Annotated in this window: 21 protein-coding genes; 11 read left to right on the top strand and 10 right to left on the bottom strand. The window is 71.7% G+C overall.

What is annotated here, in order from left to right; translation table 11 throughout:
• Positions 1–24 precede the first annotated feature (24 nt).
• The 4 genes from U5C87_RS19780 to U5C87_RS19765 all read left to right on the top strand — a co-directional run bounded on the left by U5C87_RS19780 (position 25) and on the right by U5C87_RS19765 (position 3,007).
• Positions 25–339, top strand: coding sequence for a thiamine-binding protein (locus U5C87_RS19780; protein WP_030195005.1), 315 nt, complete (start codon positions 25–27; stop codon positions 337–339).
• Complete coding sequence (locus U5C87_RS19775; RefSeq protein WP_330474160.1) at positions 332–835, top strand: GNAT family N-acetyltransferase; 504 nt, start codon at positions 332–334, stop codon at positions 833–835. The genes U5C87_RS19780 and U5C87_RS19775 overlap by 8 nt, the downstream gene beginning before the upstream one ends.
• A gap of 223 nt (positions 836–1,058) precedes the next feature.
• Entirely contained in the window at positions 1,059–2,045 is a 987-nt protein-coding gene (locus U5C87_RS19770) for a hypothetical protein (protein WP_330474159.1), read from the top strand.
• 14 nt (positions 2,046–2,059) lie between these two features.
• On the top strand, positions 2,060–3,007 hold the full coding sequence (locus tag U5C87_RS19765; RefSeq protein ID WP_330474158.1) for a tetratricopeptide repeat protein: 948 nt from the start codon (positions 2,060–2,062) through the stop codon (positions 3,005–3,007).
• Between the two features lie 153 nt (positions 3,008–3,160).
• Here the strand turns inward: U5C87_RS19765 and U5C87_RS19760 are convergent, their stop codons facing one another.
• From U5C87_RS19760 to U5C87_RS19735, 6 genes are read right to left on the bottom strand one after another with little or no spacing between them, the layout of a single operon-like run.
• Positions 3,161–3,664 carry a hypothetical protein gene (locus tag U5C87_RS19760; protein WP_330474157.1) on the bottom strand — a complete coding sequence of 168 codons (504 nt, stop codon included), beginning with the start codon at positions 3,662–3,664 and terminating at the stop codon, positions 3,161–3,163.
• Positions 3,661–5,307, bottom strand: coding sequence for a phosphoglucomutase (alpha-D-glucose-1,6-bisphosphate-dependent) (pgm, locus tag U5C87_RS19755; RefSeq protein WP_330474156.1), 1,647 nt, complete (start codon positions 5,305–5,307; stop codon positions 3,661–3,663). Before pgm ends, U5C87_RS19760 begins: the two co-directional genes overlap by 4 nt.
• Positions 5,304–7,646 (bottom strand): 1,4-alpha-glucan branching protein GlgB, encoded by a 2,343-nt coding sequence (gene glgB / locus U5C87_RS19750; protein WP_330474155.1) that lies wholly within the window; start codon positions 7,644–7,646, stop codon positions 5,304–5,306. The genes pgm and glgB overlap by 4 nt, the downstream gene beginning before the upstream one ends.
• Entirely contained in the window at positions 7,643–9,070 is a 1,428-nt protein-coding gene (locus U5C87_RS19745) for a maltokinase N-terminal cap-like domain-containing protein (protein ID WP_330474154.1), read from the bottom strand. The genes glgB and U5C87_RS19745 overlap by 4 nt, the downstream gene beginning before the upstream one ends.
• Positions 9,070–10,776, bottom strand: coding sequence for a maltose alpha-D-glucosyltransferase (gene treS, locus U5C87_RS19740; RefSeq protein WP_030195029.1), 1,707 nt, complete (start codon positions 10,774–10,776; stop codon positions 9,070–9,072). Before treS ends, U5C87_RS19745 begins: the two co-directional genes overlap by 1 nt.
• A 3-nt stretch (positions 10,777–10,779) precedes the next feature.
• On the bottom strand, positions 10,780–12,798 hold the full coding sequence (locus U5C87_RS19735; protein WP_330476722.1) for an alpha-1,4-glucan--maltose-1-phosphate maltosyltransferase: 2,019 nt from the start codon (positions 12,796–12,798) through the stop codon (positions 10,780–10,782).
• Between the two features lie 380 nt (positions 12,799–13,178).
• Between U5C87_RS19735 and glgP the strand changes: the two genes are divergently transcribed.
• Positions 13,179–15,767: an alpha-glucan family phosphorylase gene (gene glgP / locus U5C87_RS19730; protein WP_330474153.1), complete on the top strand. Its 2,589-nt coding sequence runs from the start codon at positions 13,179–13,181 to the stop codon at positions 15,765–15,767.
• A 123-nt stretch (positions 15,768–15,890) separates the two neighbouring features.
• Here the strand turns inward: glgP and U5C87_RS19725 are convergent, their stop codons facing one another.
• The gene (locus tag U5C87_RS19725) at positions 15,891–16,910 is read right to left on the bottom strand and encodes an aldo/keto reductase (protein WP_330474152.1); all 1,020 of its coding nucleotides are present in this window, start codon (positions 16,908–16,910) and stop codon (positions 15,891–15,893) included.
• A 144-nt stretch (positions 16,911–17,054) separates the two neighbouring features.
• Here U5C87_RS19725 and U5C87_RS19720 point away from each other — a divergent pair, with 144 nt between their 5' ends.
• The gene (locus U5C87_RS19720; protein WP_330474151.1) at positions 17,055–17,633 is read left to right on the top strand and encodes a TetR/AcrR family transcriptional regulator; all 579 of its coding nucleotides are present in this window, start codon (positions 17,055–17,057) and stop codon (positions 17,631–17,633) included.
• Positions 17,634–17,648: 15 nt separating this feature from the next.
• On the opposite strand, the gene glgX is transcribed toward U5C87_RS19720, so the two are convergent.
• Positions 17,649–19,793, bottom strand: a complete 2,145-nt coding sequence (gene glgX, locus U5C87_RS19715; RefSeq protein ID WP_330474150.1) for a glycogen debranching protein GlgX — start codon at positions 19,791–19,793, stop codon at positions 17,649–17,651.
• A 78-nt stretch (positions 19,794–19,871) separates the two neighbouring features.
• On the opposite strand from glgX, the gene U5C87_RS19710 reads away from it, so the two are divergent.
• From U5C87_RS19710 to U5C87_RS19700, 3 genes are read left to right on the top strand one after another with little or no spacing between them, the layout of a single operon-like run.
• Positions 19,872–20,396, top strand: a complete 525-nt coding sequence (locus tag U5C87_RS19710; protein WP_030195035.1) for a YbjN domain-containing protein — start codon at positions 19,872–19,874, stop codon at positions 20,394–20,396.
• On the top strand, positions 20,396–21,175 hold the full coding sequence (locus U5C87_RS19705) for an enoyl-CoA hydratase/isomerase family protein (protein WP_330474149.1): 780 nt from the start codon (positions 20,396–20,398) through the stop codon (positions 21,173–21,175). The genes U5C87_RS19710 and U5C87_RS19705 overlap by 1 nt, the downstream gene beginning before the upstream one ends.
• Positions 21,172–21,504: a hypothetical protein gene (locus U5C87_RS19700; protein ID WP_330474148.1), complete on the top strand. Its 333-nt coding sequence runs from the start codon at positions 21,172–21,174 to the stop codon at positions 21,502–21,504. Before U5C87_RS19705 ends, U5C87_RS19700 begins: the two co-directional genes overlap by 4 nt.
• Positions 21,505–21,558: 54 nt before the next feature.
• Here the strand turns inward: U5C87_RS19700 and U5C87_RS19695 are convergent, their stop codons facing one another.
• Entirely contained in the window at positions 21,559–22,356 is a 798-nt protein-coding gene (locus U5C87_RS19695) for an SDR family oxidoreductase (protein WP_330474147.1), read from the bottom strand.
• A gap of 247 nt (positions 22,357–22,603) precedes the next feature.
• Here U5C87_RS19695 and U5C87_RS19690 point away from each other — a divergent pair, with 247 nt between their 5' ends.
• Both U5C87_RS19690 and U5C87_RS19685 read left to right on the top strand, forming a co-directional pair.
• Entirely contained in the window at positions 22,604–23,386 is a 783-nt protein-coding gene (locus U5C87_RS19690; protein WP_330474146.1) for an electron transfer flavoprotein subunit beta/FixA family protein, read from the top strand.
• A gap of 39 nt (positions 23,387–23,425) precedes the next feature.
• Positions 23,426–24,382 (top strand): electron transfer flavoprotein subunit alpha/FixB family protein, encoded by a 957-nt coding sequence (locus tag U5C87_RS19685; protein ID WP_330474145.1) that lies wholly within the window; start codon positions 23,426–23,428, stop codon positions 24,380–24,382.
• A 129-nt stretch (positions 24,383–24,511) separates the two neighbouring features.
• On the opposite strand, the gene U5C87_RS19680 is transcribed toward U5C87_RS19685, so the two are convergent.
• On the bottom strand, positions 24,512–24,985 hold the full coding sequence (locus U5C87_RS19680) for a hypothetical protein (protein ID WP_330474144.1): 474 nt from the start codon (positions 24,983–24,985) through the stop codon (positions 24,512–24,514).
• Positions 24,986–25,053: the final 68 nt, after the last annotated feature.

The raw sequence follows: 25,053 nt of genomic DNA, 5'->3' as shown, positions 1-25,053 counted from the left end.
CCGCCGGCGGCATACGGTGAGCGCATGCTGATCGCCTTCTCCGTCGCCCCCACCGTCGCGGCCGACGACACCGGATCGGTGTCCGACGCCGTCGCCCGAGCCATCCGCGTCGTGCGCGACTCGGGTCTGCCGCACCGCACCGATGCGATGTTCACGACGATCGAGGGGGAGTGGGACGAGTGCATGGCTGTCGTGAAGCAGTGCTGCGACGTCCTCGCCGAGACCTCGCCGCGGGTGGGGCTCGTGCTCAAGGCGGACATCCGGCCCGGGTGGACCGGCGAGCTGGACGGCAAGCTCGAGCGTCTCGAGGATGCCCTCGGTCGTCAGCAGGATGACTGAGCCGGACTGGCAGCTGCGGCCGCTCGCGCTCGAGGACTGCGACGAGCTGGGACGCGTCCACATGGCCGTCTGGCGTGACGCGTACGCAGGCCTGATGCCCGCGGACTACCTCGCAGGTCTCAGTGACGAACGCTGCGCCGACAACTGGCGTCGGATCGCGGCGCGCCCGGCGGACGAGCCCGGCGGCACGCTCGTCGTCGTCGGTCCCGACGGCCGGCTCGCGGGCTTCGGCAGCGCCGGGCCGAGCCGTGACGAGGACGCGCCCACCGAGTGGGAGCTGTATGCCGTGAACCTGGCCGCACCGGCCCGCGGCACGGGTGTCGCGGACCGGCTCCTCGACGAGCTGCTCGGCGCCAAGGACGCGACGCTGTGGGTCGTCGAGGGCAACGCCCGGGCGAGGGCCTTCTACTCTCGCCGCGGTTTCGCCCCCGAGGGCGGGCGTGACGTGCACCCGGCCACCGGGACGCCCGAGGTCAGGATGATCCGGCGCGCCTGAAGCGTTCAGGACGAAATGCGCATATCGGTCATGAGGCGCATCAGGCGCGGCGTGACCGGCCTGACACCGATCCGTCTCCTGCGCACGATCCGCGCCCGGACCGTCCGGAAATGTCCCCGGCGAGCCGCTTCGACGGATTGGGGATCCAGCACGGTGCCTGCGTATCGTGGGTCGCGGCCGAGCCTGCTCGGCCTGTCCTCCTGTGTCACCGAAAGGCTTTTCCATGCCCCGCACCGCGACCCGTCGACGTGCTCTGGCCGCCGCGCTCGCCTGTGCTGCCATGCTCTCCGCCTGCACCGGCAACTCCGATGACGGCACCAGCAGCGCCGCGGGCACCCCTGCCGTCGCCCCGGACTCGGCCCAGACCACGGCCGCCTCGGCCGTGAGTGCAGCGGCGACGTCGTCTCTCGACGGGACGGCTGCCGGCGCGGCAGCCCGGGACAAGGCGTTCGTCGGCGCGGCCCTCGAGTCGGCCAACGCGTACGCCAAGACGCTCCCCGGCCGCACGGCGGCGGAGAAGGCGGACGCCGAGCTCGCGACCACCGGCGTCAAGGTGCTTGCGATCTCCCGGAGTGGTGACACGCCCCAGCAGGTGCTCGCGCAGACGACCCTCAAGAAGACGGGCGCCGCGGTCCTCGTGCTGCTCGTCGGTGGTCAGTCCGGCGCCCCGTTCAAGGCGGCGGCCGTGACGCCGATGCTCCCCGACGCCAAGCTCGACGCGCTCGACCCGACGACCGACGGCTCGGCAGCCGTCGGGGACGGCTCGGGCCTCAGCGCCAAGCCCGACGACGTCGTCGCGGCCTTCGCCGCCTCGGTGAAGTTCCCGGAGCCGACGGCCACGAAGGTGCTCGCCGCCGACCCCCTCTCGGAGCAGCTGCGCCAGTCGGCCCGCGCCCAGTCGCAGGCCCTCAACAACCAGGGCGCCTTCACCCAGGAGCACGAGCCCAAGGGCGTCATCGGTGGCCTGCGGCTCAAGGACGGCAAGGGCGCCATCGTCTTCGCCCACCTCGTGCGCAACGACGCGATCGCCATGCGGACTCCCGTCAAGCTCACCCCGGCCAAGGACCTCACGCTCCTGACCGGCATCAAGCAGATCACGACCGAGGCCAACCTGACCTCCAACGAGATCATCGCCGTCGTCATCCCCGCGTCGGGACAGGCGCGCATCGTCGCCGCGTCCGACCAGCTCGTCGCCGGCTCGGGTCGGTGAGGCAGGATTGATCTATGAGTCACCAGCCATTCACCGCAGCAGCACTTCGCGGTGCCGTCGACCTGTCATCGCTCAAGCGTCCGGCCCCGCCGGCTGGCCCCGCATCCGGCGCGGCCTCCACCTCCGCGGACGGTGCTGGCCTCGTCATCGAGGGCACTGACGCCTCGATCCGCGAGGTCATCGCGGCCTCGGACCGGCACCCCGTGGTCATGGTGCTGTGGTCACCGCGGCTCCAGGAGTCGGCCGACTTCGTCACGACCCTCGGCTCGGTCGCGCGCCGCTACGGCGGACGCTTCCAGCTCGTGACCGTCGACGTCGACGCCAACCCTACGATCCTGCAGGCCTTCCAGGTCCAGGCCGTCCCCGTGAGCTTCGCCTTCGTCCAGAGCCAGCCCGTCCCCCTCTTCGAGGGCGTGCAGCCCGAGGCGCAGGTCGCGGCCGTCATCGACCAGGTCCTGCAGCTCGCGGCCCAGCACGGCGTCACGGGCACCGTCCCGGGAGTCGACGGCGCCGCTGGCGAGGCCGGTGAGCCCGAGCAGGAGCAGCCCCTCCCGCCGCTCCACCAGAAGGCCTTCGACGCCATCGAGGCCGGGGACCTCGACACCGCCGCCGCGGCCTACCGCGAGGCCCTCGCGCAGAGCCCGGCCGACACCGACGCCAAGCTCGGCCTCGCCCAGGTCGGCCTCATGCAGCGCACCCAGGGCGCCGACCTCCAGGCCGCTCGCGCCGCCGCGGCCGCAGCGCCGACCGACGTCGACGCGCAGATCCTCGTGGCCGACCTCGATCTGCTCGGTGGCCACGTCGAGGACGCGTTCCTGCGCCTCATCGACACGGTGCGGGTCACGGCCGACGCCGACCGCAACAAGGCCCGTGAGCACCTCGTCGAGCTCTTCGAGGTCGTCGGGGTCACCGACGAGCGGGTCGCCAGGGCCCGCAAGTCCCTCATGAGCGCCCTCTTCTAGAGCCTTCCGAGCCATGCCGACAGCGCCGAGCCACCCGGGTAGGGGTGCCTCGGCGCTGTCGTGCCACTGCGGTACCGACAGAGTGACTCGGTGCCGACAGAGTGGCTCGGTGCCGACAGGCTGGGTCGGTGGCGCCAGGGCGCGTCGGTGAGGTCAGTCGGTCTCGGCGGTGAGGACGAGGGCGTCCGACAGGCGCGCCACCACGTCGTCGGCGGTGCCGTCCGTGACTTCGGCGCCTTCGCCCCCTTCGGTGTCGACCCAGAGCCCCCAGCGCGGGGTGCGCGGGTCGGCCCCGTCGCGCACGACGACGACGTGCACCGGCTCGGGCTCGACGAGGTCGAGGAAGTCCTCGAGGCGGTCGCCGAGCGCGTCCTCGGCGACGACCGCGTCGAAGCCCTCGAGCTGGTAGGTCTCGGCGACGGCGAGGGCCGCCGACCAGCGCAGCAGGCGCAGCCGCAGCTGCTCCGGCGTCGGCGGGTCGTCCCAGCCGGGCACGTCCCCGGTCGTGAGCGTCTGCTCGAGCGCCGCCCCGTCCACGACGACGGCGCGCTCGAGCCGTGCGGCTACGGCGGAGGCGAGAGCGGCCCGGGCCGAGGCCCGGGCCGCCGTCACGAGCAGGAGCCGGCCGCGCGGACCGGTCTCGTCGGGGTCGCTCATCCGCCGAGGGCCGCCGACACGACGTCCTTGGCCTCGGCCTGCACGCGGACGAGGTGCTCGGGTCCCTGGAAGGACTCGGCGTAGATCTTGTAGACGTCCTCGGTGCCCGACGGACGCGCGGCGAACCACGCGCTCTCCGTCGTGACCTTGAGGCCGCCGATCTTGGCGCCGTTGCCGGGAGCCTCGGTGAGCTTGCCCGTGATCGGCTCTCCCGCAAGGGTCTCCGCGGTCACGTCGTCGGGGGAGAGGGCACCGAGCTTGGCCTTCTCCTCGCGCGACGCGGCGGCGTCGATGCGGGCGTATGCCGGGTCGCCGTGTCGCGCGGTCAGCTCGGCGTAGTGCGCGCTGGGGGTCCTGCCGGTCGCGGCGAGGATCTCGGAGGCCAGCAGCGCGAGCAGGATGCCGTCCTTGTCGGTGGACCAGACGGTGCCGTCCTGGCGCAGGAAGCTGGCGCCGGCCGACTCCTCGCCGCCGAAGCCCACCGAGCCGTCGAGCAGGCCGGGCACGAACCACTTGAAGCCCACAGGGACCTCGAGCAGCGTGCGGCCGAGGTCGCCGGCGACGCGGTCGATCATCGAGGACGACACGAGGGTCTTGCCGATGGCCGTGGTCGCCGGCCAGCCGGGGCGCGCCCCGCCGTAGAGGTACTGGATGGCGACGGCGAGGTAGTGGTTGGGGTTCATCAGCCCGGCGTCCGGGGTGACGATGCCGTGCCGGTCGGCGTCGGCGTCGTTGCCCGTCGAGATGTCGTAGGCGTCCTTGGCGTGGATGAGCGAGGCCATCGCCGAGGGGGAGCTGCAGTCCATCCGGATCTTGCCGTCCCAGTCGAGCGTCATGAACGCCCACTGCGGGTCGACGCGCGGGTTGACCACCGTGAGGTCGAGCCCGTGCCGCTCGCCGATCTCGCCCCAGTAGGCCACCGACGCGCCACCCAGGGGATCGGCGCCGATGCGGACGCCGGCCTCGCGGACCTTGGCGAGGTCGACGACGTTGGGGAGGTCATCGACGTAGGTGCCCATGAAGTCGTACGAGCCGGCCTCGCCGCGTGCCTGCTCGAAGGACACCCGTCGGACGTCGCGCAGCCCACCACGGATGAGGTCGTTGGCGCGCTTGGCGATGACGGAGGTGGCGTCGGTGTCGGCCGGCCCGCCGTGCGGCGGGTTGTACTTGAAACCGCCGTCGGCCGGGGGGTTGTGCGACGGCGTGACGACGATGCCGTCCGCGAGACCGCTTGCCCCGGAAGCCTTCCCGCGGTTGGCGCGCAGGATGGCGTGCGACACGGCGGGTGTCGGGGTGAAGCCGTCGCGGTCGTCGACGAGCACCTGCACGCCGTTGGCGACGAGCACCTCGAGCGCCGAGCGCCACGCCGGCTCGGACAGGGCGTGGGTGTCGCGCCCGATGAAGAGCGGACCGTCGAAGCCCTGCGACACGCGGTAGTCGACGATGGCCTGCGTCGTGGCGAGGATGTGGTCCTCGTTGAAGGCCGTGCGCAGGCTCGACCCCCGGTGCCCCGACGTGCCGAAGGCGACCTGCTGGTCGGGGTCGTCGACGTCCGGGTGGCGGTCGTAGTAGGCGCCGACGAGGGCGTCGACGTCGACGAGGTCCTGGGCCTCGGCGGGCTGACCGGCGCGCGGGTGGGTCATGAGGGGTCTCCGTTCGTGGTCGTGGCGGCAGGGGCTGGGGCGACGGCGCTGGATGCGGCACCGGTGGCAGCCCCGGCGAGCGTCGCAGTGCCTGCCGAGCTACCCGAGGCACCTGCGACCGCCGGGGTCGTGGGCTCGTCGACGGGGACGAGCCACACGGTCGACAGGCGCGGCACCGTGACGTCGACGGCATACGGCTGGTCGTGCCACGCCTCCTGGCGCGCCTCGACGACGAGACCGGTGCTGCTCGGCGCGTCGGGGTGGTAGCCGGCGGTGTCGAGCACGACCGTCCACCTCCCGCCCCGCGGCACGCCGATCCGGTAGGACTGCTGCGTCTCGCCGCTGAAGTTCATGACGCACGCGACGACGGGGGCGTCCGTCGCGCGGTCGCCCGTGCCGAAGCGAAGCCACGAGAACGTGTTGTGGGCGGCGTCATCGGCCTCGAGCCACTCGAACCCCGAGGGGTCGGCGTCGAGCTCCCACAGCGCGCGGTGGCTGCGGTAGATCCCGTTGAGGTCCTTGACGAGGTTGTGCACGCGGTAGTGCAGCGGCTGCTCGAGCAGCCACCAGTCGAGGCTGCGCCCCTCGGACCACTCGGACTCCTGGCCGAACTCGCAGCCCATGAAGAGCAGCTGCTTGCCGGGGTGGCACCAGAGGTAGGCGAGGAAGGCGCGCAGCGTGGCCACCTGCTCCTCGCGCGGACCGCGCGACTTGCGCAGGAGCGAGCCCTTGCCGTGCACGACCTCGTCGTGGCTGATCGGCAGCACGAAGTTCTCGTCGAACGCGTACATGAGCGAGAAGGTCAGCTTGCCGTGCTCGTACTGACGGTAGATGGGGTCCGACCCGAGGTACTTCAGCGAGTCGTTCATCCAGCCCATGTTCCACTTGAACCCGAACCCGAGGCCGCCCACGTTGGTCGGCTTCGTGACGCCGGGCCACGTCGTCGACTCCTCGGCGATGGTGACCACGCCGCCGTAGCGCTTGTAGGCCGTCGCGTTGGTCTCCTTGAGCAGCTCGACGGCCTCGAGGTTCTCGCGGCCACCGTCCTTGTTGGGGATCCACTCGCCGGGATTGCGGGCGTAGTCGAGGTAGAGCATCGAGGCGACGCCGTCGACCCGAAGACCGTCGATGTGGTACTCCTCGAGCCAGTAGAGCGCGTTGGCGACGAGGAAGTTGCGCACCTCGGGGCGGCCGTAGTCGAAGATGTTCGAGCCCCACTCGGGGTGCCATCCCTTGCGCGGGTCCGGGTGCTCGTAGAGCGGCAGCCCGTCGAAGCGGGCGAGGGCCCACTCGTCGGTGGCGAAGTGGCCCGGCACCCAGTCGAGCAGCACACCGATGCCGGCACGGTGGAGCTCGTCGACGAGGTAGCGGAAGTCGTCAGGGCGGCCCCAGCGCGAGCTCGGGGCGTAGTAGCCGGTGACGTGGTAACCCCACGAGGGCACGTAGGGGTGCTCCATGACGGGGAGGAACTCGACGTGGGTGAAGCCGAGGTCGCGCACGTAGTTGACGAGGTGCTCGGCGAGACCGCGGTAGCCCAGCTCCTGGCGCCACGAGCCGAGGTGCACCTCGTAGATGCTCATGGGCCCCTGGTGCGCGTTGCTCGTGCGGCGACGCTCCATCCAGTCGTCGTCGCGCCAGTCGTAGTGGGTCTCGGTGACGATGGCAGCCTGCTTGGGCGCCACCTCCGTCATGCGCGCCATCGGGTCGCTCTTGAGCCGGACGAGCTCGTCGGGCCCGCGCACGGCGAACTGGTAGTTCATCCCCTCCTGGGCACCGGGCAGGAACAGCTCCCAGATGCCGCTCTCGCCGAGGGCGCGCATCGGGTGCGAGCGACGGTCCCAGTCGTTGAAGTCGCCGATGACGTGGACGGCCTTGGCGCGGGGCGCCCAGACGGCGAAGGACACGCCCCAGACGTCTCCGAGGGGTCCGGGGTAGTGGCGCACGTGGGCGCCGAGGACGGTCCACAGCTGCTCGTGGCGTCCCTCGTTGATGAGGTGCCGGTCGATCTCGCCGAGGGTCGGCGCGAAGCGGTACGGGTCGTCCTGCTCGTGCTCGACGCCGTCGCCGTACTCGACGAGCAGGCGGTAGTCGTGCGTCGTGCCGAAGTCGGGAGACGTCATCGACCAGATGCCGTCCCGGACGTGCTGCAGGTCGACGCGCTCGCCCGAGTCGAGACGGGCGCCGACGCGGGTGGCGTACGGGCGGTAGGCCGTGATGGTCAGACCGCCCGGGCCGACGTGGTGACCGAGCAGGTCGTGGGGCTGTCCGTTGCGGCCCTGGAGGAAGGCGGTGATGGCCGCGTCGTCCAGGGAGGGGCCCCGGGTGGTGTCGGTGGTCATGGCGTGCCTTCCTCGGTGGTGAGCCGCTCGACGGCGCCGAGCGGGATCGGCAGCCACGTGGGCCGGTTGCGCGCCTCGTAGACGACCTCGTAGAGCGCCTTGTCGAGCTCGAGCGCGCGGATCAGCGCCTGCGTGTCGGCGTCGGGTGCGCCCGCGACGGAGGCGTAGCCGTCGAGGAACGCCGCCCGGCAGGCGGCAGCCCAGGCCGTGGCGTCGACGGGGGACTCGGCCAGCGCCACGGAGCCGGCGGCGTAGTCGAACGAGCGCAGCATCCCGGCGACGTCGCGCGCCGTGAGGTCGGGGAGTACGCGTTCGGCGAGCGGGCGCAGCGGCTCGCCCTCGAAGTCGAGGGCCACCCAACCCCGCTCGGGCACGTCGAGCACCTGTCCGAGGTGGTAGTCGCCGTGGATGCGCTGCAGCGGCGGCCAGTGCACGTCGCGGACCGACGCCACGACGCGGTCGACGGCGGCCGAGCGCGAGGCGAGGTCGGGCACGAGGGCCACGGCCGCGGCATACCGCTGTCGCATCGACGCGACGACGGCCTCGCGGGCCTCAGGGGTCACCTCGTGGGTGCCGAGGGAGTAGGCGAGCGCGCCATGGATCTCGGCGGTCACGACTCCGAGGTCGCGCGCCCGGGCCGTGAAGTCCGTGCCCGACGCCGCGGCGACGAGGGCGACGCGCCAGGCGTCCTCGACTCCCGGGATGAACTCCTGCGCGAAGGCGAGGTGCCCGTGCATGGGCGACCCGTCGGCGGGGGAGTCCCAAGCGCCGGAGAGGTGCCCGATCGCCATCGGGACCCGGTCGGACCCCTCGGCGGTCAGAGCGGACTGCACGACGACGTCGGGGTTGTCGCCGTCCTGGAGGGTGCGGAACACCTTGACGATGACGGGCTCGGCGGGACCGCCGCCCGGCGCCGTCATGCGGCAGATGATCGAGGTGTTGGACTGCTCGCCGCTCAGCACGGTGGCCGACGACACGGACCCGTGGGCGCGACCCGTCGAGGAGCCCGTCGCGAGGGCGTTGCTGCCGACCGAGGCCTGGGCCTCGTCGGAGACGCCGGCCCCGAGGATCGTCGCCATGAGCTGGCCGACATAGACCGGGTCGTGCGGGGCGTCGTAGACCCAGCGGGTGCCGAGGACGCTGTGCTCCATCGTGCCGAGCAGGGCGTGCTCGGCGCCCTCGAGCGGCGCGGCCCGGTAGGTGAGCGGGACCTGGTAGACGACGGCGGGCGTCACGGCCTCGTCGGCGAGCAGCAGCGTCTCGCAGCCGACCTCGCCGTCGGGGTCCTCGAAGCGGAAGCCGCCGACGCGCCGCAGCTGCGGCACGTGACCCTTGCCGTGGTACCACCGCTGGCGCGGCATCCACTCGGTGACCATCTCGGTCTTGGTCGGCACGATGGTCGCGCCCTTGTGCACGATCGCCATCAGCCGTGGTCCTCCCCGCCGCGCAGGCGCAGCCAGAAGAAGTCGCGCGAGCCGAGCGTCAGGGTGACGCGCCCGTCGCTCGCGACCCACGGGAAGCCGCTGCCGCCGAAGAGGTCGATGAGCTCGCGGCCCGCGAGGTGCTCGGGCAGCTGGATCGTCGCGGCCTGCGGGCGGCTCGAGAGGTTGTTGACGCACAGCACGGACTCGCCGGGCTCGTTGCCGTCGGCCTCCATGGTGCGCGTGAACGCGAGGATGGCGTCGTTGTCGGCCTCGACGACCTGGAAGTCACCGAGCCCGAAGACGGGGTGGCGCCCGCGGATCTGGAGCATGCCGCGCACCCAGTGCAGCAGCGACGCCGACGACGCCATCTGCGCCTCGACGTTGATGTTGTTGTAGTGGTAGACGAGGCTGCTGATGACGGGCAGGTAGAGCTTGCCCGGGTCGACGCTGGAGAAGCCGGCGTTGCGGTCGGGCGTCCACTGCATCGGGGTGCGCACGGCGTCACGGTCGGTGAGCCAGATGTTGTCGCCCATGCCGATCTCGTCGCCGTAGTAGAGGCAGGGCGAGCCGGGCAGCGACAGGATGAGCGCGTGGATGAGCTCGATCTCAGGGCGTGAGTTGTCGAGCAGGGGCGCGAGCCGGCGCCGGATGCCGACGTTGGCGCGCATGCGGGGGTCCGGGGCGTACCAGCCGTACATCGCGGCACGCTCCTCGGGCGTCACCATCTCGAGCGTCAGCTCGTCGTGGTTGCGCAGGAACGTGCCCCACTGCGTGCCGCTCGGGATCGCCGGGGTGTCGGCGAGCACGTCGATGATCGGCGCGGCCTTCTCCTCGCGCAGCGAGTAGTAGAGGCGGGGCATGACGGGGAAGTGGAAGCACATCTGGCACTCCGGCGCCTCCTCGGTGCCGAAGTAGTCGACGACCTCTGCAGGCGGCTGGTTGGCCTCCGCCAGCAGGATGCGACCGGGGTACTCGGCGTCGACCATGGCGCGCAGCCGGGCGAGGAACTCGTGCGTCTTCGGCAGGTTCTCGCAGTTGGTGCCCTCCTCCTCGAAGAGGTAGGGGACCGCGTCGAGCCGGAAGCCGTCGATGCCGAGGTCCATCCAGAAGCGCACGATGTCGAACATCGCCTCCTGGACGGCCTCGTTCTCGAAGTTGAGGTCGGGCTGGTGGCTGAAGAAGCGGTGCCAGAAGAACTGCCGGCGCACCGGGTCGAAGGTCCAGTTGGAGACCTCGGTGTCGACGAAGATGATGCGCGCGTCGTCGTAGCCGTCGTCGGTGTCGGACCACACGTAGAAGTCGCCGTAGGGGCCGTCGGGCTCGGCGCGGCTCGCCTGGAACCACGGGTGCTGGTCGCTCGTGTGGTTCATGACGAAGTCGGTGACGATGCGGATGCCGCGGGCGTGGGCCTGCGAGACGAGCTCGGTGAACTCCGGCAGCGTCCCGAACTCGGGCAGCACCGCCTTGTAGTCGGCGATGTCGTAGCCACCGTCGCGCAGGGGGGAGGCGTAGAACGGCGGCAGCCACAGGCAGTCGACCCCGAGCCACTGGAGGTAGTCGAGCCGGTTGATCAGCCCGGTGAAGTCACCGGCGCCGGAGCCCTTGGAGTCGGCGAAGGCGCGGACGAGCACCTCGTAGAAGACCGCCTTCTTGAACCACTGCGGGTCGTGCTTCAGGCCGGGCTGGGACAGGTTGAGGCCCTGCATGCGTCAGTGGCTCCTCACGTGGATGATGTGGACGGGCTCGGAGTCGGGCCCCAGACGGACGAAGTTGTCCTGGCGCCACTCCCACGTCTGGTTGGTGATGTGGTCGTGCGCCTCGAAGGTCGACCACGTGGCCATACCCAGAGCCTCCATGTCGAGGTGCACCCACGTCTCACGGGTCGCGTGCGGGTCGAGGTTGGCGATGACGAGCACCGTGTCCCGCTCACCCGTGTCCCGGTCGACGACGCGGGACTTGCTGAAGACGAGGACGTTCTCGTCGTCGGCGGCGTGGAAGCGCAGGTTGCGCAGCCAGCGCAGGGCCGGGTGCCAGCCGCGGATGTCGTTGAGCCGCTTGAGGTACCAGGCGAGGGAACGACTCTCGAGCGGACCGCCCGGCTCGTAGAGGTACCACTGGCGGTCCTTGTACTCGTACTTCTCGTTGTCGATCTGCTCCTCGGCGCCGGGGCGCGCCACGTGCTCCATCAGCTCGTAGCCGGCGTAGATGCCGTAGGTCGGTGACATCGTCGCCGCGACCGCGGCCCGCAGCTTCCACGCTGTGGGGCCGCCGTACTGCATGTAGGGCGTGAGGATGTCGTGCGTCGTGGGCCAGAACGACGGGCGCATGTAGGCCGACCCGGTCGTCTCGCCCGCGAGCTCGCGGCCGTACTCCTCGAGCTCCCACTTGGCGTTGCGCCACGCGTAGTAGGTGTAGCTCTGCTGGAAGCCTGCCTTGGCGAGCTCGTGCATCATCGCCGGCTTGGTGAACGCCTCGGAGAGCCAGACGGTCTCGGGGTGCTGAAGGGCGACGTCTGCGATCAGCCACTGCCAGAAGGCGACCGGCTTGGTGTGGGGGTTGTCGACGCGGAAGATGCGCACCCCGTGGTCGAGCCACACCTGGATGACCCGGCGCACCTCGGCGTAGGCCTCGGCGGGGTCGTTGTCGAAGTTGAGCGGGAAGATGTCCTGGTACTTCTTGGGCGGGTTCTCGGCGTAGGCGATGCTGCCGTCGGCGCGCGTCGTGAAGAGCGCCGGGTGCGTCTGCACCCACGGGTGGTCGGGGGAGGCCTGCAGCGCGATGTCGAGCGCGACCTCGAGCCCGACGCGACCGGCCTCGGCGACGAAGTGGTCGAAGTCCTCGAAGGTGCCGAGGTCGGGGTGGATGGCGTCGTGCCCGCCGTCGGGGGAGCCGATGGCGTAAGGGGATCCGGGGTCGCCGGGCTGCGCGCTGAGGGAGTTGTTGCGCCCCTTGCGAGCCGTCGTGCCGATGGGGTGGATCGGGGTGAGGTAGACGACGTCGAAGCCCATGTCGGCGATGGCGGGCAGCCGCTCGGCGGCGGAGCGGAAGGTGCCGGAGACCCACTCGCCCGTCGTCTCGTCGCGGTGTGCGCCCTCGGACCGGGGGAAGATCTCGTACCACGCGCCGTAGAGCGCGCGCTCGCGCTCGACGAGCAGGGAGTATGCCGGTGAGCTCGACACGAACTCACGCAGCGGCACGAGCGCGGCCAGTCCCGTGATCTCGGGCGAGGTCGCCGCGCCGAAGCGGTGGGCGGCAGGCGAGCGGGTGTCGCCGAGGGCGAGCACGCCCTTGTCGATCTCGGACGCGTCGACGCCCAGGCCGCGGACGGACTCGGCGAAGCGCTGGAGCACGCGGACGCCCTCGGCGCACATGAGGTCCTCGTCGACCCCGGCGTCGATCTTGATGCCGGCGTCGTGCACCCACGTCGCGTAGGGGTCGGACCAGCCCTCGACGCGGTAGGTCCACCAGCCCTCGCGGTCAGCGACGACGCTCGTGGACCACTCGGACAGGCCGGGGTTGTCGCTGTGCATGGCGAAGTAGTGCTCGTGGCCGTCGGGGTCGGTGAGGACCGCGGTGGCGTTGACCGCGTCGTGGCCCTCGCGGAAGACCTTGGCCCGGACGGTGAACTCCTCGCCGACGACCGACTTCGCGGGGCGCGTGCCGCCGTCGACGAGCGGACGGACGTCGCTCACGGGGATGCGTCCCATGGGGAGCGCGCCACCCGGCATACCCTCCACGGTCGGCGGAGTGCTCACGGCGTGGTCGGGAGCGAGGTGGACGGCGCCGGCCGCGGTGTCGTCGACGAAGGCGGAGTCCGCGGTCGGGGTGGAGTCGTCGCGCCGAGGAGCCGGGGGAGTCGCCACAGCGGGAGCAGCCGGAGCGGGAGCAACGGGATCAACAGGAGAAGCGGGGGGAGTCGCAGGGGGAGCGGCGCTGCGCACGCGGTTCGGCTTGCCGGAACGGGACTTCTTCGCTGAGCCAGTCACGTGTTCGACCGTATCGAAGTTGCAGCGTTTGGCCCATGAGGCGGTGCGGGTCGGTCCAGTGGGTGAAACCCCGCTGCAAGGGTTGCAAAAACCCGACATGGCGACCCCTATGCTGTCCCCTTGTGAAGGCCATCCGTCGCTTCAGCGTCCGTACCGTCCTGCCGAGCCGCATCGAGGGTCTCGGCGTCCTCGCGAGCAACCTCCGCTGGTCCTGGCACCCGCCCACCCGCGACCTGTTCGAGAGCATCAGCCGGCGCAAGTGGGCGCAGGCGGGTGAGGATCCCGTCAAGCTGCTCTCGCGCCTGTCCGCCGACGAGCTCGCGGCGCTCGCCGCCGACGACGACTTCGTCGGTCGCGTCGTGGTCGCCAACGAGGACCTGCACCACTACCTCACCGACGAGCGGTGGTACCAGTCGTGGAGCCGTGAGCAGGAGGCCGCCGGCAAGGCCGCGCCCGCCGCGATCGCCTACTTCAGCCCCGAGTTCGGCATCACGTCCGTGCTGCCGCAGTACTCCGGCGGTCTCGGCATCCTCGCCGGCGACCACCTGAAGTCGGCGTCCGATCTCGGCGTGCCGATCGTCGGTGTCGGCCTCTTCTACAAGACCGGCTACTTCAAGCAGTCGCTGAACCGCGACGGCTGGCAGGTCGAGACCTACCCCGTGCTCGACCCCGACGGACTGCCGCTCTCGCTGCTGCGCGAGGAGGACGGCACCCCCGCCGTCGTCACCGTGAGCCTGCCGGCCGGCCGTGAGCTGCACGCCCACGTCTGGAAGGCGCAGGTCGGCCGCGTGCCCCTGCTGCTGCTCGACTCCGACGTCGCCGGCAACGACGAGCAGACCCGCCGGGTCACCGAGTCGCTCTACGGCGGTGGCGGCGACACGCGCCTCGAGCAGGAGCTGCTGCTCGGCATCGGCGGCGTGCGCGCGCTGCGCCTGTGGTCGCGCCTCTCGGGCGCGCCGACGCCGGAGGTCTACCACACCAACGAGGGCCACGCCGGCTTCCTCGGCGTCGAGCGCATCACCGAGCTCGTCCGCGACCACGGCCTCACCTTCGACGACGCCCTCGAGGCCGTCCGCGCCGCAACGGTCTTCACGACGCACACGCCGGTGCCCGCCGGCATCGACCGCTTCGACGCGGCCAAGATCAACCTCTTCTTCGGCGGGCCCAACGCCATCCCCGGCGTCCCGGTCGAGCGCCTGCTGGCCCTCGGGGCCGAGGACTACGAGGGTGGCCAGCCGGGCATCTTCAACATGGCCGTCATGGGTCTGCGCCTCGCGCAGCGCGCCAACGGCGTGTCCCAGCTGCACGGCGTCGTCAGCCGCGAGATGTTCGACGGCCTGTGGCCGGGCTTCGACGACGTGGAGGTCCCGATCTCCAGCATCACCAACGGAGTCCACGCCCCGACGTGGGTCGACCGGGCGGTCTACGACGTCGCCCGCAAGCACCTCGGCACCGCCGACATCGCCGGCGAGGACGCCTGGGGTCGCATCGACGAGGTGCCGGCCGACGCGGTCTGGTCGACCAAGCGCGTCATGCGCGAGAAGCTCGTCGCCGACGTCCGTCGTCGCGTGCGCTCCTCGTGGCAGAAGCGTGGTGCGAGCGATGCGGAGCTCGGCTGGGTCGAGGACATCCTCGACCCCGACGTGCTGACGATCGGCTTCGCCCGTCGCGTGCCGACCTACAAGCGCCTCACCCTGATGCTCCGCGACCCCGAGCGGCTCAAGCGCCTGCTGCTCCACCCGGAGCGCCCGGTCCAGCTCGTCATCGCCGGCAAGTCCCACCCCGCCGACGAGACCGGCAAGCGCCTCATCCAGGAGATGGTCCGCTTCGCCGACGACCCCGAGGTGCGTCACCGCATCGTCTTCCTGCCCAACTACGACATCGCCATGGCCCAGCACCTCTACCCGGGCTGCGACGTCTGGCTCAACAACCCGCTGCGTCCCTTCGAGGCGTGCGGCACGTCGGGCATGAAGGCGGCCCTCAACGGCGGCCTCAACCTCTCGATCCTCGACGGCTGGTGGGACGAGTGGTTCGACGGCCGCAACGGCTGGGCCATCCCGACCGCCGACGGTGTCGAGGACGCCGACCGTCGTGACGACATCGAGGCCTCGGCGCTCTACGACCTCATCGAGCACGACGTCGCCGCGAAGTTCTACGACCGCGACGCGGCGGGCCTGCCGCAGGGGTGGATCGACATGATGACCCACACCCTCAAGACCCTCGGCCCCAAGGTCCTGGCGAGCCGCATGGTGCAGGACTACACCGAGCAGCTCTACAGCCCTGCTGCCGGCGCCGGCCGCTCGGTCGGTGGTTCCGACTTCGCCGGAGCCAAGGACCTCGCGGCCTACAAGACGAAGATCCGCGCCGCGTGGCCGAAGGTCAGGGTCGAGCACGTCGAGCCCTCGGGCCTGTCGGACTCGCCGCAGATCGGCGACGTGCTGGACCTGCGGGCCTACGTCACGCTCGACGGTCTGACGCCCGACGACGTCGAGGTGCAGCTCGTCCACGGGCACGTCAACGACACCGACGAGCTGTGGGGCATGGAGGTCGCCCCGCTCGCCCTCGTCGAGTCCTACGAGGACGGCCGCCACCAGTTCGCCGGCTCGCAGCCGCTGCGCCGCACGGGCTCGTTCGGCTACAGCGTGCGCGTCGTGCCCAAGCACGCGGGCCTCGCCGGCCCGGCCGAGCTCGGACTCGCGCGCAACGCCTGACGTCAGCTCGAACCGACCGGAGAGCCCGGACCCCTCGTGGGGTCCGGGCTCTCCGGCTCTCGAGCGTTCACGTATGCCGTGTGCCCGGGTCGCGGTGTCTCGTTGCGGCCGACGGGCGCGGCCTCACCGACGACGCAGCGACGCGTCGAGCAGCGCCGGGGGAGCGTCGGACTTCTCGTCCGGCGCGAGGTCGAGTCCGGGCGCGACGATCGCGTCCACCGCGTCGAGCACGTCGTGACCAAGCACGGTGTCCGCGGCGGCGAGCTGGGAGCCCAGGTGCTCCAGGGTGCGCGGCCCGACGAGGGCGCTCGTGACGGCGGGGTGCGCGGTGACGAAGCCGAGCGCGAGCTGGATGAGGGTGAGCCCGGCCTCGTCCGCCACGGCGGCGAGCCGCTCGACGGCCTCCAGGCGCGCCCGGTTGGCCGGCACGGTGGTGTCGAAGCGCTGGGGCATGAGGCTCGAGCGGCTCGTGGCGATCTCGCGTCCCTCGCGCACCGCACCGGAGAGCCAGCCCGAGGCGAGGGGGCTCCAGACGAGCACGCCGAGCCCGTGCTCCTGGGCCACGGGCAGCACGTGCGTCTCGGCGCCACGCCGGAGCGCGGAGTAGCTCGGCTGCTCCGTCACGTAGCGACCGAGGTGGTGCTCCCGGGCGGCCCACTGGGCGGCGACGATCCGGTGGGCGGGGAAGGTGGACGAGCCGAAGTAGCGGATCTTGCCGGCGCGCTGGAGGTCGGTCAGGGCCGAGAGCGTCTCCTCGTCGCTCGTCGTGGGGTCCCACCGGTGCATCTGGTAAAGGTCGATGTGCTCGACGCCTAGCCGCTCCAGACTGTGCTCGACCGCGGTGATGAGCCAGTGCCGGGAGCTGCCGCGGTGGTTGGTCCCCTCGCCCATGGGCAGGGTGGCCTTGGTGGCCAGCACGACGTCGTCGCGACGGCCGGCGATCGCGCGGCCCACCATCTCCTCGGACTCGCCCCGGCCGTACGCGTCGGCCGTGTCGATGAGGTTGATGCCGCCTTCGAGCGCGGTGTCGACGAGGGCGGTCACCTCCTCCTGGCTCGTGCGGCCGAGCCGGCCGAAGTTCATCGCGCCGAGGGAGAGAGTGCTGATCCGGACGCCGGTGCGTCCGAGGGTGCGGTACTGCATGGGTGACCTCCGTGGTCGGGGAAGGTGTGGGAGCCGGGTGCGTGGACGTCCTGCCGCACCCTCTGGCATGCTGAAACGGATCGATGTTCCGTTCACACGATACGGAACGCAGTTCCGTTTTGCCAACCCACGTCGAGGAGAACCGTGGCCGAGACCCCTGCCCAGACCGCCGGGCCCCGCAAGCGCGCCGACGCGCGTCGCAACGAGGAGGCGCTGCTCGACGCTGCCGCCGCGGCCTTCGTGGAGTCCGGGGTCGACGTGCCGGTGCGCGACATCGCCGGGCGGGCGGGGGTGGGCGTGGCCACGATCTACCGGCACTTCCCGACCCGCGCCGACCTCATCGTCGCGGTCTACCGGCACCAGGTGCTGGCCTGTGCCGAGGCCGGCCCACGCCTGCTGGCGGAGTCGGCCTCGCCGCACGCCGCCCTCGCCCGCTGGGTCGACCTGTTCGTCGACTTCCTCGTGACCAAGCGCGGTCTGGCCGAGGCGCTGCAGTCCGACGACGCCGCGTTCGCGACGCTGCACGGCTACTTCGTCGACCGGCTCGTGCCGGTGTGCGACGAGCTGCTGAGGGCCGCCGCCGAGGCCGGCGAGATCACCTCCGGGCAGGATGCCTACGAGCTGATGCGCGGCATCGGCAACCTGTGCATCGGCGGTGGCAACCCGCGCTACGACGCCCGGCACATGGTGGGCCTGGTCATCGAGGGGCTCCGCAGCCGGTAGCCGACTTCCTGGGGTTCAGGCCCTCTCGACCGGACGCCACACGTGCATCGAGGCCGCGCGCATCGTGACGAAGTCACCGGCGGCCACGGGCGGGCCCGGGGGAGTGGGCCGCTCGTCGGCGCTGTCCCAGAGCTTCTCGTAGGCCGCCGCGCCGGGGGCCGTCGGGAGCGTCACGTCCACCGCCCCTGCCGAGCCGTTGACCACGAGGAGCACGGAGCGCTCCGAGATCGCGGCGCCGTTGTAGAGGCCTTGGAGCACGGCGACGGCCGGGCCGTCCCAGCGCTCGCCCATGGGTTGGCCGTCGGCGCCGAACCAGGCGAGGTCGGTGGAGCCGTCGGCGTGGACCTGCCTGCCGGAGAAGAAGGTCCGCTGCCGCAGCACCGGGTGGTCGCGGCGCAGCCGCACGAGGTGGCGGCTGGTCTCGAGGAGGTCCTCCTGCCACGCCGCGAGGTCCCACGACATCCAGCTGATCTCGTTGTCCTGCGAGTACGGGTTGTTGTTCCCCCGCTGGCTGCGTCCCAGCTCGTCGCCGGCGTTGAGCATCGGCACGCCGGTCGACAGCAGCAGCGTGCCGAGCAGGTTGCGCATGGACCGCCGCCGGGCGGCGGCGATGTCGGGGTCGTCGGTGCGGCCCTCGACGCCGTGGTTCCACGACCGGTTGTCGTTGGACCCGTCGGTGCCGCTGTGGCCGTTGGCGCCGTTGTGCTTGGTGTCGTAGGTCGTGAGGTCGGCCAGGGTGAAGCCGTCGTGGGCCGTGACGAAGTTGACCGAGGCGATGGTGCCGCGGTCGTGCCGGTCGAAGAGGTCCTGCGAGCCGGCGAGCCGCGTGGCCAGCTCGCGCACGCCGTGACCGACGCCGCCCGACGCGGACGCCGCGAGGTCGCGCAGCCAGAAGGTGCGGGTCGCGTCGCGGTAGCGGTCGTTCCACTCGGAGAACGGCGGCGGGAACTGCCCGGTGCGCCAGCCGTGGAGGCCGAGGTCCCACGGCTCCGCGACGAGCTTGGTGCGCGAGAGGACGGGGTCGGTGCGCAGCGCGACGAGGAAGGGGTGGTCGCGGTCGTAGCCGTCGTCCTTGCCCCGCCCCAGTGCCACGGCGAGGTCGAAGCGGAAGCCGTCGACGTGGCACTCCTGCACCCAGTAGCGCAGCGAGTCGAGCACCAGGCGCGCGGCGACCGGGTGGGTCAGGTCGAGGGTGTTGCCGCATCCCGTGACGTCGATGTCACGCCCGCGTCCGTCGACCCGGTAGTAGGCGCGCTGGTCGAGCCCGCGCCACGAGAGCGTCATGCCCTCGCGCGAGTTCTCGGCCGTGTGGTTGTAGACGACGTCGAGCAGCACCTCGATACCGGCGGCGTGGAGGTCCTTGACCATCGTCTTGAACTCGTCGAGGGCGCCCTGCGGGTCGGGGGTCGACGCGTACGCCGCGTGCGGCGCGAAGAAGCCGAGCGTGTTGTAGCCCCAGTGGTTGCTCAGCCCGCGCAGCACGAGGTCGGGCTCGTGCGTGAACGTGTGGACCGGGAGCAGCTCGACCGCCGTGACGCCCAGCCCCAGCAGGTGGTCGACGAACGCGGGGTGCGCCAGGCCGGCATACGTCCCGCGCAGCTCTTCGGGCACGCCAGGGTGCAGCTTCGTGGCGTTCTTGACGTGCACCTCGTAGACGAGCGACTCGGTGAGCGAGTGCTGCGGGAACTCGTCCGCGCCCCAGTCGAACTCGTCCTCGACGATGACGCAGCGCGGCATGAAGGGCGCCGAGTCGCGGTCGTCGCGCACCCAGAGGTCGCCGCGCAGGTCGGGGCCCACCCGGTGGGCGTAGAGGGCCGGGTCGAGGTGCACTCCGCCCTCGACGGCGCGCGCGTAGGGGTCGAGCAGCAGCTTGGCGGGGTTGTGCAGCAGGGAGCGGTCGGGGTCCCAGTCGCCGTCGACCCGGAAGGCGTAGCGCTGCCCGGCCGCGACCCCGGGCACGGTGTCGAACCACGTCCCGTGGGCCCGGTGGCGCAGCGCAATGCGCCGCTCGGTCGTCGTCCCGTCCGCGGCGTCGTCGAAGAGGCACACCTCGACCGACCGGGCGTGACCGGCGTAGACGCAGAACTGTGCACCGTCAGCGGTCAGCCGCGCCCCGAGCTCCGGAGGCAGGTCGGGCGTCGCGGGCAGGGGCGGGCACATGTGTCAGAGCGTAGGGGGTGGCCCACGGCACGCCCGGGCCGGATCGACCTCGCCGCGCAGGCTCGTTACGGTTGACGCATGACCGATCCGACTTCGCTGCCCAACTTCATGCCGAGCGCGCCCGACGCCGGCCCCACCCCGAGCCCCAACGGCGCCGCTGCCAGCGACGCCCCGGTGCGCGACCGCATCCTCGAGGTCCTGAAGGGCCTCGGGATCGAGGCGAGCGTCGACGGCGACGGCGACCTCGAGTTCGCCATCGTGGACGACCAGGGCACGAGCACGACGCTCTTCGCCCGCGTCGCCGAGGGCGACCTGGCCCTCGTGCGCTTCTTCGGCCAGTGGCAGCTCGCCGACCCCGTGTCGCCGGACCGCAACGAGCGCCTCGCCCGCTGCAACGACCTCACGATGCAGCTCAACATCGTCAAGCTCTCGCTCGTCCAGGAGAGCCTCGTCGTCTCTGCCGAGCACGTCATCACCCCGAACGCCGATCTCGACATCCTCGTGCCGCTGTCGGTCAACCACATCCTCCAGAGCGTCGGCTTCTTCTTCCAGTCCTGGCTGCCCATGGACGACGCGGCTGCCGGCGCCCCCGGCGACGCCTGATGGGCGAGTTCGTCCGGCTCGAGGTCGAGGACGGCATCGGCACCATCCGCCTCGACCGGCCGAAGATGAACGCGCTCAACGTCCAGGTCCAGGAGGAGATCCGCGCGGCGGCCGCCGAGGCCACGGCGCGCACCGACGTCAAGGCGGTCATCGTCTACGGCGGTGAGCGCGTCTTCGCGGCCGGAGCGGACATCAAGGAGATGCAGTCCATGTCGTACACCGACATGGTCGAGCGCTCCGGCCCGCTCATGAGCTCGATCAGCGCGGTCGCCCGCATCCCCAAGCCGGTCATCGCGGCGATCACGGGGTATGCGCTCGGCGGCGGTTGCGAGCTCGCGCTCGCCTGCGACTTCCGGGTCGTCGCCGACGACGCCAAGCTCGGCCAGCCGGAGATCCTCCTCGGGATCATCCCGGGCGCCGGTGGCACGCAGCGTCTCTCGCGTCTCGTCGGGGCCTCGCGCGCCAAGGAGATCATCTTCAGCGGACGCTTCGTCGACGCCTCCGAGGCGCTCGCGATCGGCCTCGCCGACAAGGTCGTCCCGGCCGCCGACGTCTACACCGCGTCGCGCGAGTGGGCCTCCACCTTCGTCGGTGCCGCGTCCTTCGCCGTCCGCGCTGCCAAGGAGGCCATCGACCGGGGTCTCGAGGTCGACCTCGAGAGCGGTCTCGAGATCGAGCGGATGCTCTTCGCCTCGCTCTTCGCGACGAAGGACCGTGAGATCGGCATGACCTCCTTCGTCGAGCACGGCCCGGGCAAGGCGCAGTTCGAGGGTCGATGACCCAGCCGCTGGACGTCCTCGTGTTCTACTCGCCCGTCGAGTCGACCGAGGACGTCCTCGCGGCGGTCTTCGCCGCCGGCGCGGGTGCGGTCGGGGACTACCGCGACTGCGCCTTCGTCACCCGCGGCACGGGCCGCTTCCGCCCGACGGCCGGCGCCAACCCCACGATCGGGTCGGTCGGCGAGCTCGCGCTCGTCGCCGAGGACCGCGTCGAGCTCGTCCTCGACCGCCACCTGCGCGCCGACGTCGTGGCCGCGCTCCGGGCGGCGCACCCCTACGAGGAGCCCGCCTTCCACGTCGTCGAGACGGCCGACCCCGACGCCCGCTGACCTGCGCGTGAGCCGTTCCGGGTCGTATGCCGTCCCGCCCGCGGGCGACCGCGCTCAGGAGGTCCTGAAGCCGCCGTTGCTGTGGAGCAGCTGCCCGTTGATCCAGCCGCCCGCGTCCGAGAAGAGGAAGCGGACGAGGTCCGCGGTGTCGCGCGGTGTGCCGAGGCGTCCCGCCGGTGTCTCGGCCACGCCGAGGGCGCGGATCCGCTCGTCCATCCAGCCGGTGTCGATCGGCCCCGGGTTGATGACGTTGGCCCTGACGCCGCGGTCGGCGAGCTCGACCGCGGCCGCGATGACGATCCGGTCCAGCGCCCCCTTGCTCGAGCCGTAGGGCAGGTTGTGGGCCGTGTGGTCGCTCGTCAGCGCGACGACGCGGGCTGCGGCCGGCGCTCCCGGAGGCTGCTCCGGCAACCGGTCCGCGAGCGCCTTGAGGAGCAGCCAGGTCGCGCGGGCGTTGACCGCGTAGTGCCGGTCCCAGCTCTCGAGCGAGGTCGACAGGATGCCGCTGTCGACCGACTCGCAGTGCGACATGACGAGCCCCGTCACCGGTCCCAGCCGGTCGGTCGCCGCGGCGACGAGCGCCTCCGGCGTGGCCGGGTCGGCGAGGTCGCCCGGGAGCAGCTCGACGCGGCGGCCGAGGGCGCGGCACTCATCGGCCACCGCCGCGGGGTCGTCCGCGCCGCGCTCGTAGCCGAGGCGGTCGTCGTAGGGCTGCCAGTGGCCGAGCGCGAGGTCCCAGCCGTCGGCGGCCAGGCCGAGGGCGAGCTCCGCCCCGATCGAGCGGCGCCTCCCGACCCCGGTGACGAGGGCGACACGCGGCGGGACGGCACGAGGTGAGGAGGGCAGCGACATGCGCCCATCCTCTGCAGCGGGCACGCGCACGCACAAAGGGTTTTGGCCCTGACGGACCCGCCCCGGGTGCCGGTCCTTGACGCGCGAGGGGGCACACGGCATACGCCGTCGGTGCCCTGGTGGTGAGCGTCACGCCTGACGCGTGCGGACTGAGCGAGCGCTCAGTGAGAGGATGGCAGGCAGTGCCGGAGCGACCTCCGGCAGCTCCATGAGCACCACCACCAGCAACGGAAGAGGACGTTCACCCATGAACATCGTCGTCTGTGTCAAGTACGTGCCGGACGCCCAGGCCGAGCGCACGTTCAACGCATCTGACAACACGACCGACCGCGAGAACGTGGACGGCCTGCTGTCCGAGCTCGACGAGTACGCGGTCGAGGAGGCCCTGAAGATCGTCGAGGCCGGCGAGGGCGAGGTGACCGTGCTGACGGTCGGCCCCGACGCCGCCGCCGACGCGATCAAGAAGGCCCTGCAGATGGGCGCCGACAAGGGTGTGCACGTCAGCGACGACGCCATCCACGGCTCCGACGCGGTCGCCACCTCGCTCGTGCTCGCCGAGGCCGTCAAGAAGATCGGAGACGTCGACCTCGTCGTCACCGGCATGGCCAGCACCGACGGCACCATGGGTGTCGTCCCGGCTATGCTCGCCGAGCGCCTCGGCCTGCCGGCCGTGACCTTCGCGTCCGAGCTGAGCGTCGACGGCGGTGTCGCGACGATCCGCCGCGACGGCGACGCCTCGACCCAGACGATCACGGCCACGCTGCCGGCCCTCGTCTCGGTCACCGACCAGATCAACGAGCCGCGCTACCCCTCGTTCAAGGGGATCATGGCCGCGAAGAAGAAGCCCGTCGAGACGTGGAGCCTCGCCGACCTCGGCGTCGACGCCGCGCAGGTCGGCCTCGACGCCGCCTGGACGAAGGTCGAGTCCTTCGCCGCCCGCCCGCCGCGCACGCAGGGTGAGATCGTCCCCGACGAGGGCGACGGCGGAGCCAAGCTCGCGGCGTTCCTCACCGAGCGCAAGTTCGTCTGACCCTCCTGAACTTCCCAGCCAGCAAAGGAGATTCGCATCATGGCTGAAGTACTCGTGCTCGTCGACCACGTCGACGGCAAGGTCCGCAAGACCACGTCCGAGCTGCTGACGATCGCCCGCCGCCTCGGTGAGCCGTCCGCCGTCTTCGTCGGCTCCGGCTTCGACGCCGCCAAGGAGACCCTCGCCCGCTTCGGCGCCGAGAAGGTCTACCGCGTCGAGTCGCCCGAGGTGCTCGAGCACCTCGTCGTGCCGCAGGCCGAGCTGCTCGCGCAGCTCGTCGCCGACAAGGCTCCCGCCGCGGTCCTCGTGCCGTCCTCGCCGGAGGGCAAGGAGATCGCCGCCCGCCTCGCCGTCAAGACCGAGTCGGGCCTGATCACCGACGCCGTCGACGTCCAGGCCGCCAACGGTGGCGTCGCCACGACGCAGTCGGTCTTCGCCGGCTCGTACACCGTGTCGGCCGCGGTCACGAAGGGCACGCCCATCGTCGCCGTCAAGCCCAACTCGGCCACCCCCGAGGAGGTGGCGGGTGCGGCCGCCGACGAGGTGCTCGACTTCACCCCGTCCGACGCCGCCAAGGGCGCCCGGATCACCGAGTCCAAGCCGAAGCAGGCCACCGGCCGCCCCGAGCTGACCGAGGCCGCCATCGTGGTCTCTGGCGGTCGTGGCACCGCCGGCGACTTCTCCAAGGTCGAGGACTTCGCCGACTCGCTCGGCGCCGCGGTCGGCGCCAGCCGTGCGGCCGTCGACGCCGGGTGGTACCCGCACACCTCGCAGGTCGGCCAGACCGGCAAGCAGGTCAGCCCGCAGCTCTACGTCGCGTGCGGCATCTCCGGCGCGATCCAGCACCGCGCCGGCATGCAGACGTCCAAGACGATCGTGGCCGTCAACAAGGACAACGAGGCCCCGATCTTCGAGCTCGTCGACTTCGGCGTCGTCGGTGACCTCTTCGCGGTGCTCCCGCAGGCCACCGACGCGATCAAGGCCGCCAAGGACTGAACGCGTCCCGCGCCACGGCGCGGGCCCTACGTGAGCTCTGAACCTCGAGAGGCCACGAACCGGACCGGTTCGTGGCCTCTTGACGTGTGTGTGGGTTCGCCCGCGCCCGCGCGCGGGCGGGGGGCTCGGTCAGGCCGGCTCGGTGTCGAGGTCGAGGCGGGCGGTCAGGCGCGCCCAGCTCTCGAGTCGCTCGCGGTTGAACGCGTAGGCCTGCCGTCCCGTCCCGAGGGTCCACCACGCGCCGCGCAGCGCCTCCGACGGCAGGCGCACGGGCCGGCCGCTGCCGCGTCTCCACTCGAGCCGCCCGCCCGCCGACACCCGGCGCACGTCGCGGCGGTCGACCGTGGTCGTGGCCAGCGTGTTGTGCACGCGCAGGCTCCGGGTCCCGAGCTCGATCCGCGCCGACCAGGCACGCCAGCCGAGGGCGAGCGCGACGGCCAGGCACACGGCATACGTCATCGCGGTCGGCAGGGACGGCACGAGCCGCACGAGCAGGCGGGCGACGAAGTAGCCGACGACCGGGCAGGCGAGCCCGGCGACGGCCCGGTGGGCAGCGGGCGCGCGCAGCCGGCTCCCGCCGGTGCCCTCGTGCCTGCCACCCATGGGGCTGATCATAGGCACGCGGCCGCGCCCGTGGGGCGAGCACCGGAAGGGCCGCCGGCAGCCCCATC

It is taken from the genome of Terrabacter sp. C0L_2 (assembly GCF_036352015.1).
GTDB lineage: Bacteria > Actinomycetota > Actinomycetes > Actinomycetales > Dermatophilaceae > Terrabacter > Terrabacter tumescens.
The sequence above is the reverse complement of the archived record's forward strand: the minus strand, read 5'-3'. Positions and strand labels throughout refer to the sequence as shown.

What these genes read in the sequence shown, in the direction of transcription:
- U5C87_RS19780 (WP_030195005.1), top strand. Translation starts at nt 25, where the DNA reads ATGCTGATCGCCTTCTCCGTCGCCCCCACCGTCGCGGCCGACGACACC.
- U5C87_RS19775 (WP_330474160.1), top strand. Translation starts at nt 332, where the DNA reads ATGACTGAGCCGGACTGGCAGCTGCGGCCGCTCGCGCTCGAGGACTGC.
- U5C87_RS19770 (WP_330474159.1), top strand. Translation starts at nt 1,059, where the DNA reads ATGCCCCGCACCGCGACCCGTCGACGTGCTCTGGCCGCCGCGCTCGCC.
- U5C87_RS19765 (WP_330474158.1), top strand. Translation starts at nt 2,060, where the DNA reads ATGAGTCACCAGCCATTCACCGCAGCAGCACTTCGCGGTGCCGTCGAC.
- U5C87_RS19760 (WP_330474157.1), bottom strand. Translation starts at nt 3,664, where the DNA reads ATGAGCGACCCCGACGAGACCGGTCCGCGCGGCCGGCTCCTGCTCGTG.
- pgm (WP_330474156.1), bottom strand. Translation starts at nt 5,307, where the DNA reads ATGACCCACCCGCGCGCCGGTCAGCCCGCCGAGGCCCAGGACCTCGTC.
- glgB (WP_330474155.1), bottom strand. Translation starts at nt 7,646, where the DNA reads ATGACCACCGACACCACCCGGGGCCCCTCCCTGGACGACGCGGCCATC.
- U5C87_RS19745 (WP_330474154.1), bottom strand. Translation starts at nt 9,070, where the DNA reads ATGGCGATCGTGCACAAGGGCGCGACCATCGTGCCGACCAAGACCGAG.
- treS (WP_030195029.1), bottom strand. Translation starts at nt 10,776, where the DNA reads ATGCAGGGCCTCAACCTGTCCCAGCCCGGCCTGAAGCACGACCCGCAG.
- U5C87_RS19735 (WP_330476722.1), bottom strand. Translation starts at nt 12,798, where the DNA reads ATGCCGGGTGGCGCGCTCCCCATGGGACGCATCCCCGTGAGCGACGTC.
- U5C87_RS19725 (WP_330474152.1), bottom strand. Translation starts at nt 16,910, where the DNA reads ATGCAGTACCGCACCCTCGGACGCACCGGCGTCCGGATCAGCACTCTC.
- glgX (WP_330474150.1), bottom strand. Translation starts at nt 19,793, where the DNA reads ATGTGCCCGCCCCTGCCCGCGACGCCCGACCTGCCTCCGGAGCTCGGG.
- U5C87_RS19710 (WP_030195035.1), top strand. Translation starts at nt 19,872, where the DNA reads ATGACCGATCCGACTTCGCTGCCCAACTTCATGCCGAGCGCGCCCGAC.
- U5C87_RS19705 (WP_330474149.1), top strand. Translation starts at nt 20,396, where the DNA reads ATGGGCGAGTTCGTCCGGCTCGAGGTCGAGGACGGCATCGGCACCATC.
- U5C87_RS19700 (WP_330474148.1), top strand. Translation starts at nt 21,172, where the DNA reads ATGACCCAGCCGCTGGACGTCCTCGTGTTCTACTCGCCCGTCGAGTCG.
- U5C87_RS19695 (WP_330474147.1), bottom strand. Translation starts at nt 22,356, where the DNA reads ATGTCGCTGCCCTCCTCACCTCGTGCCGTCCCGCCGCGTGTCGCCCTC.
- U5C87_RS19690 (WP_330474146.1), top strand. Translation starts at nt 22,604, where the DNA reads ATGAACATCGTCGTCTGTGTCAAGTACGTGCCGGACGCCCAGGCCGAG.
- U5C87_RS19685 (WP_330474145.1), top strand. Translation starts at nt 23,426, where the DNA reads ATGGCTGAAGTACTCGTGCTCGTCGACCACGTCGACGGCAAGGTCCGC.
- U5C87_RS19680 (WP_330474144.1), bottom strand. Translation starts at nt 24,985, where the DNA reads ATGGGTGGCAGGCACGAGGGCACCGGCGGGAGCCGGCTGCGCGCGCCC.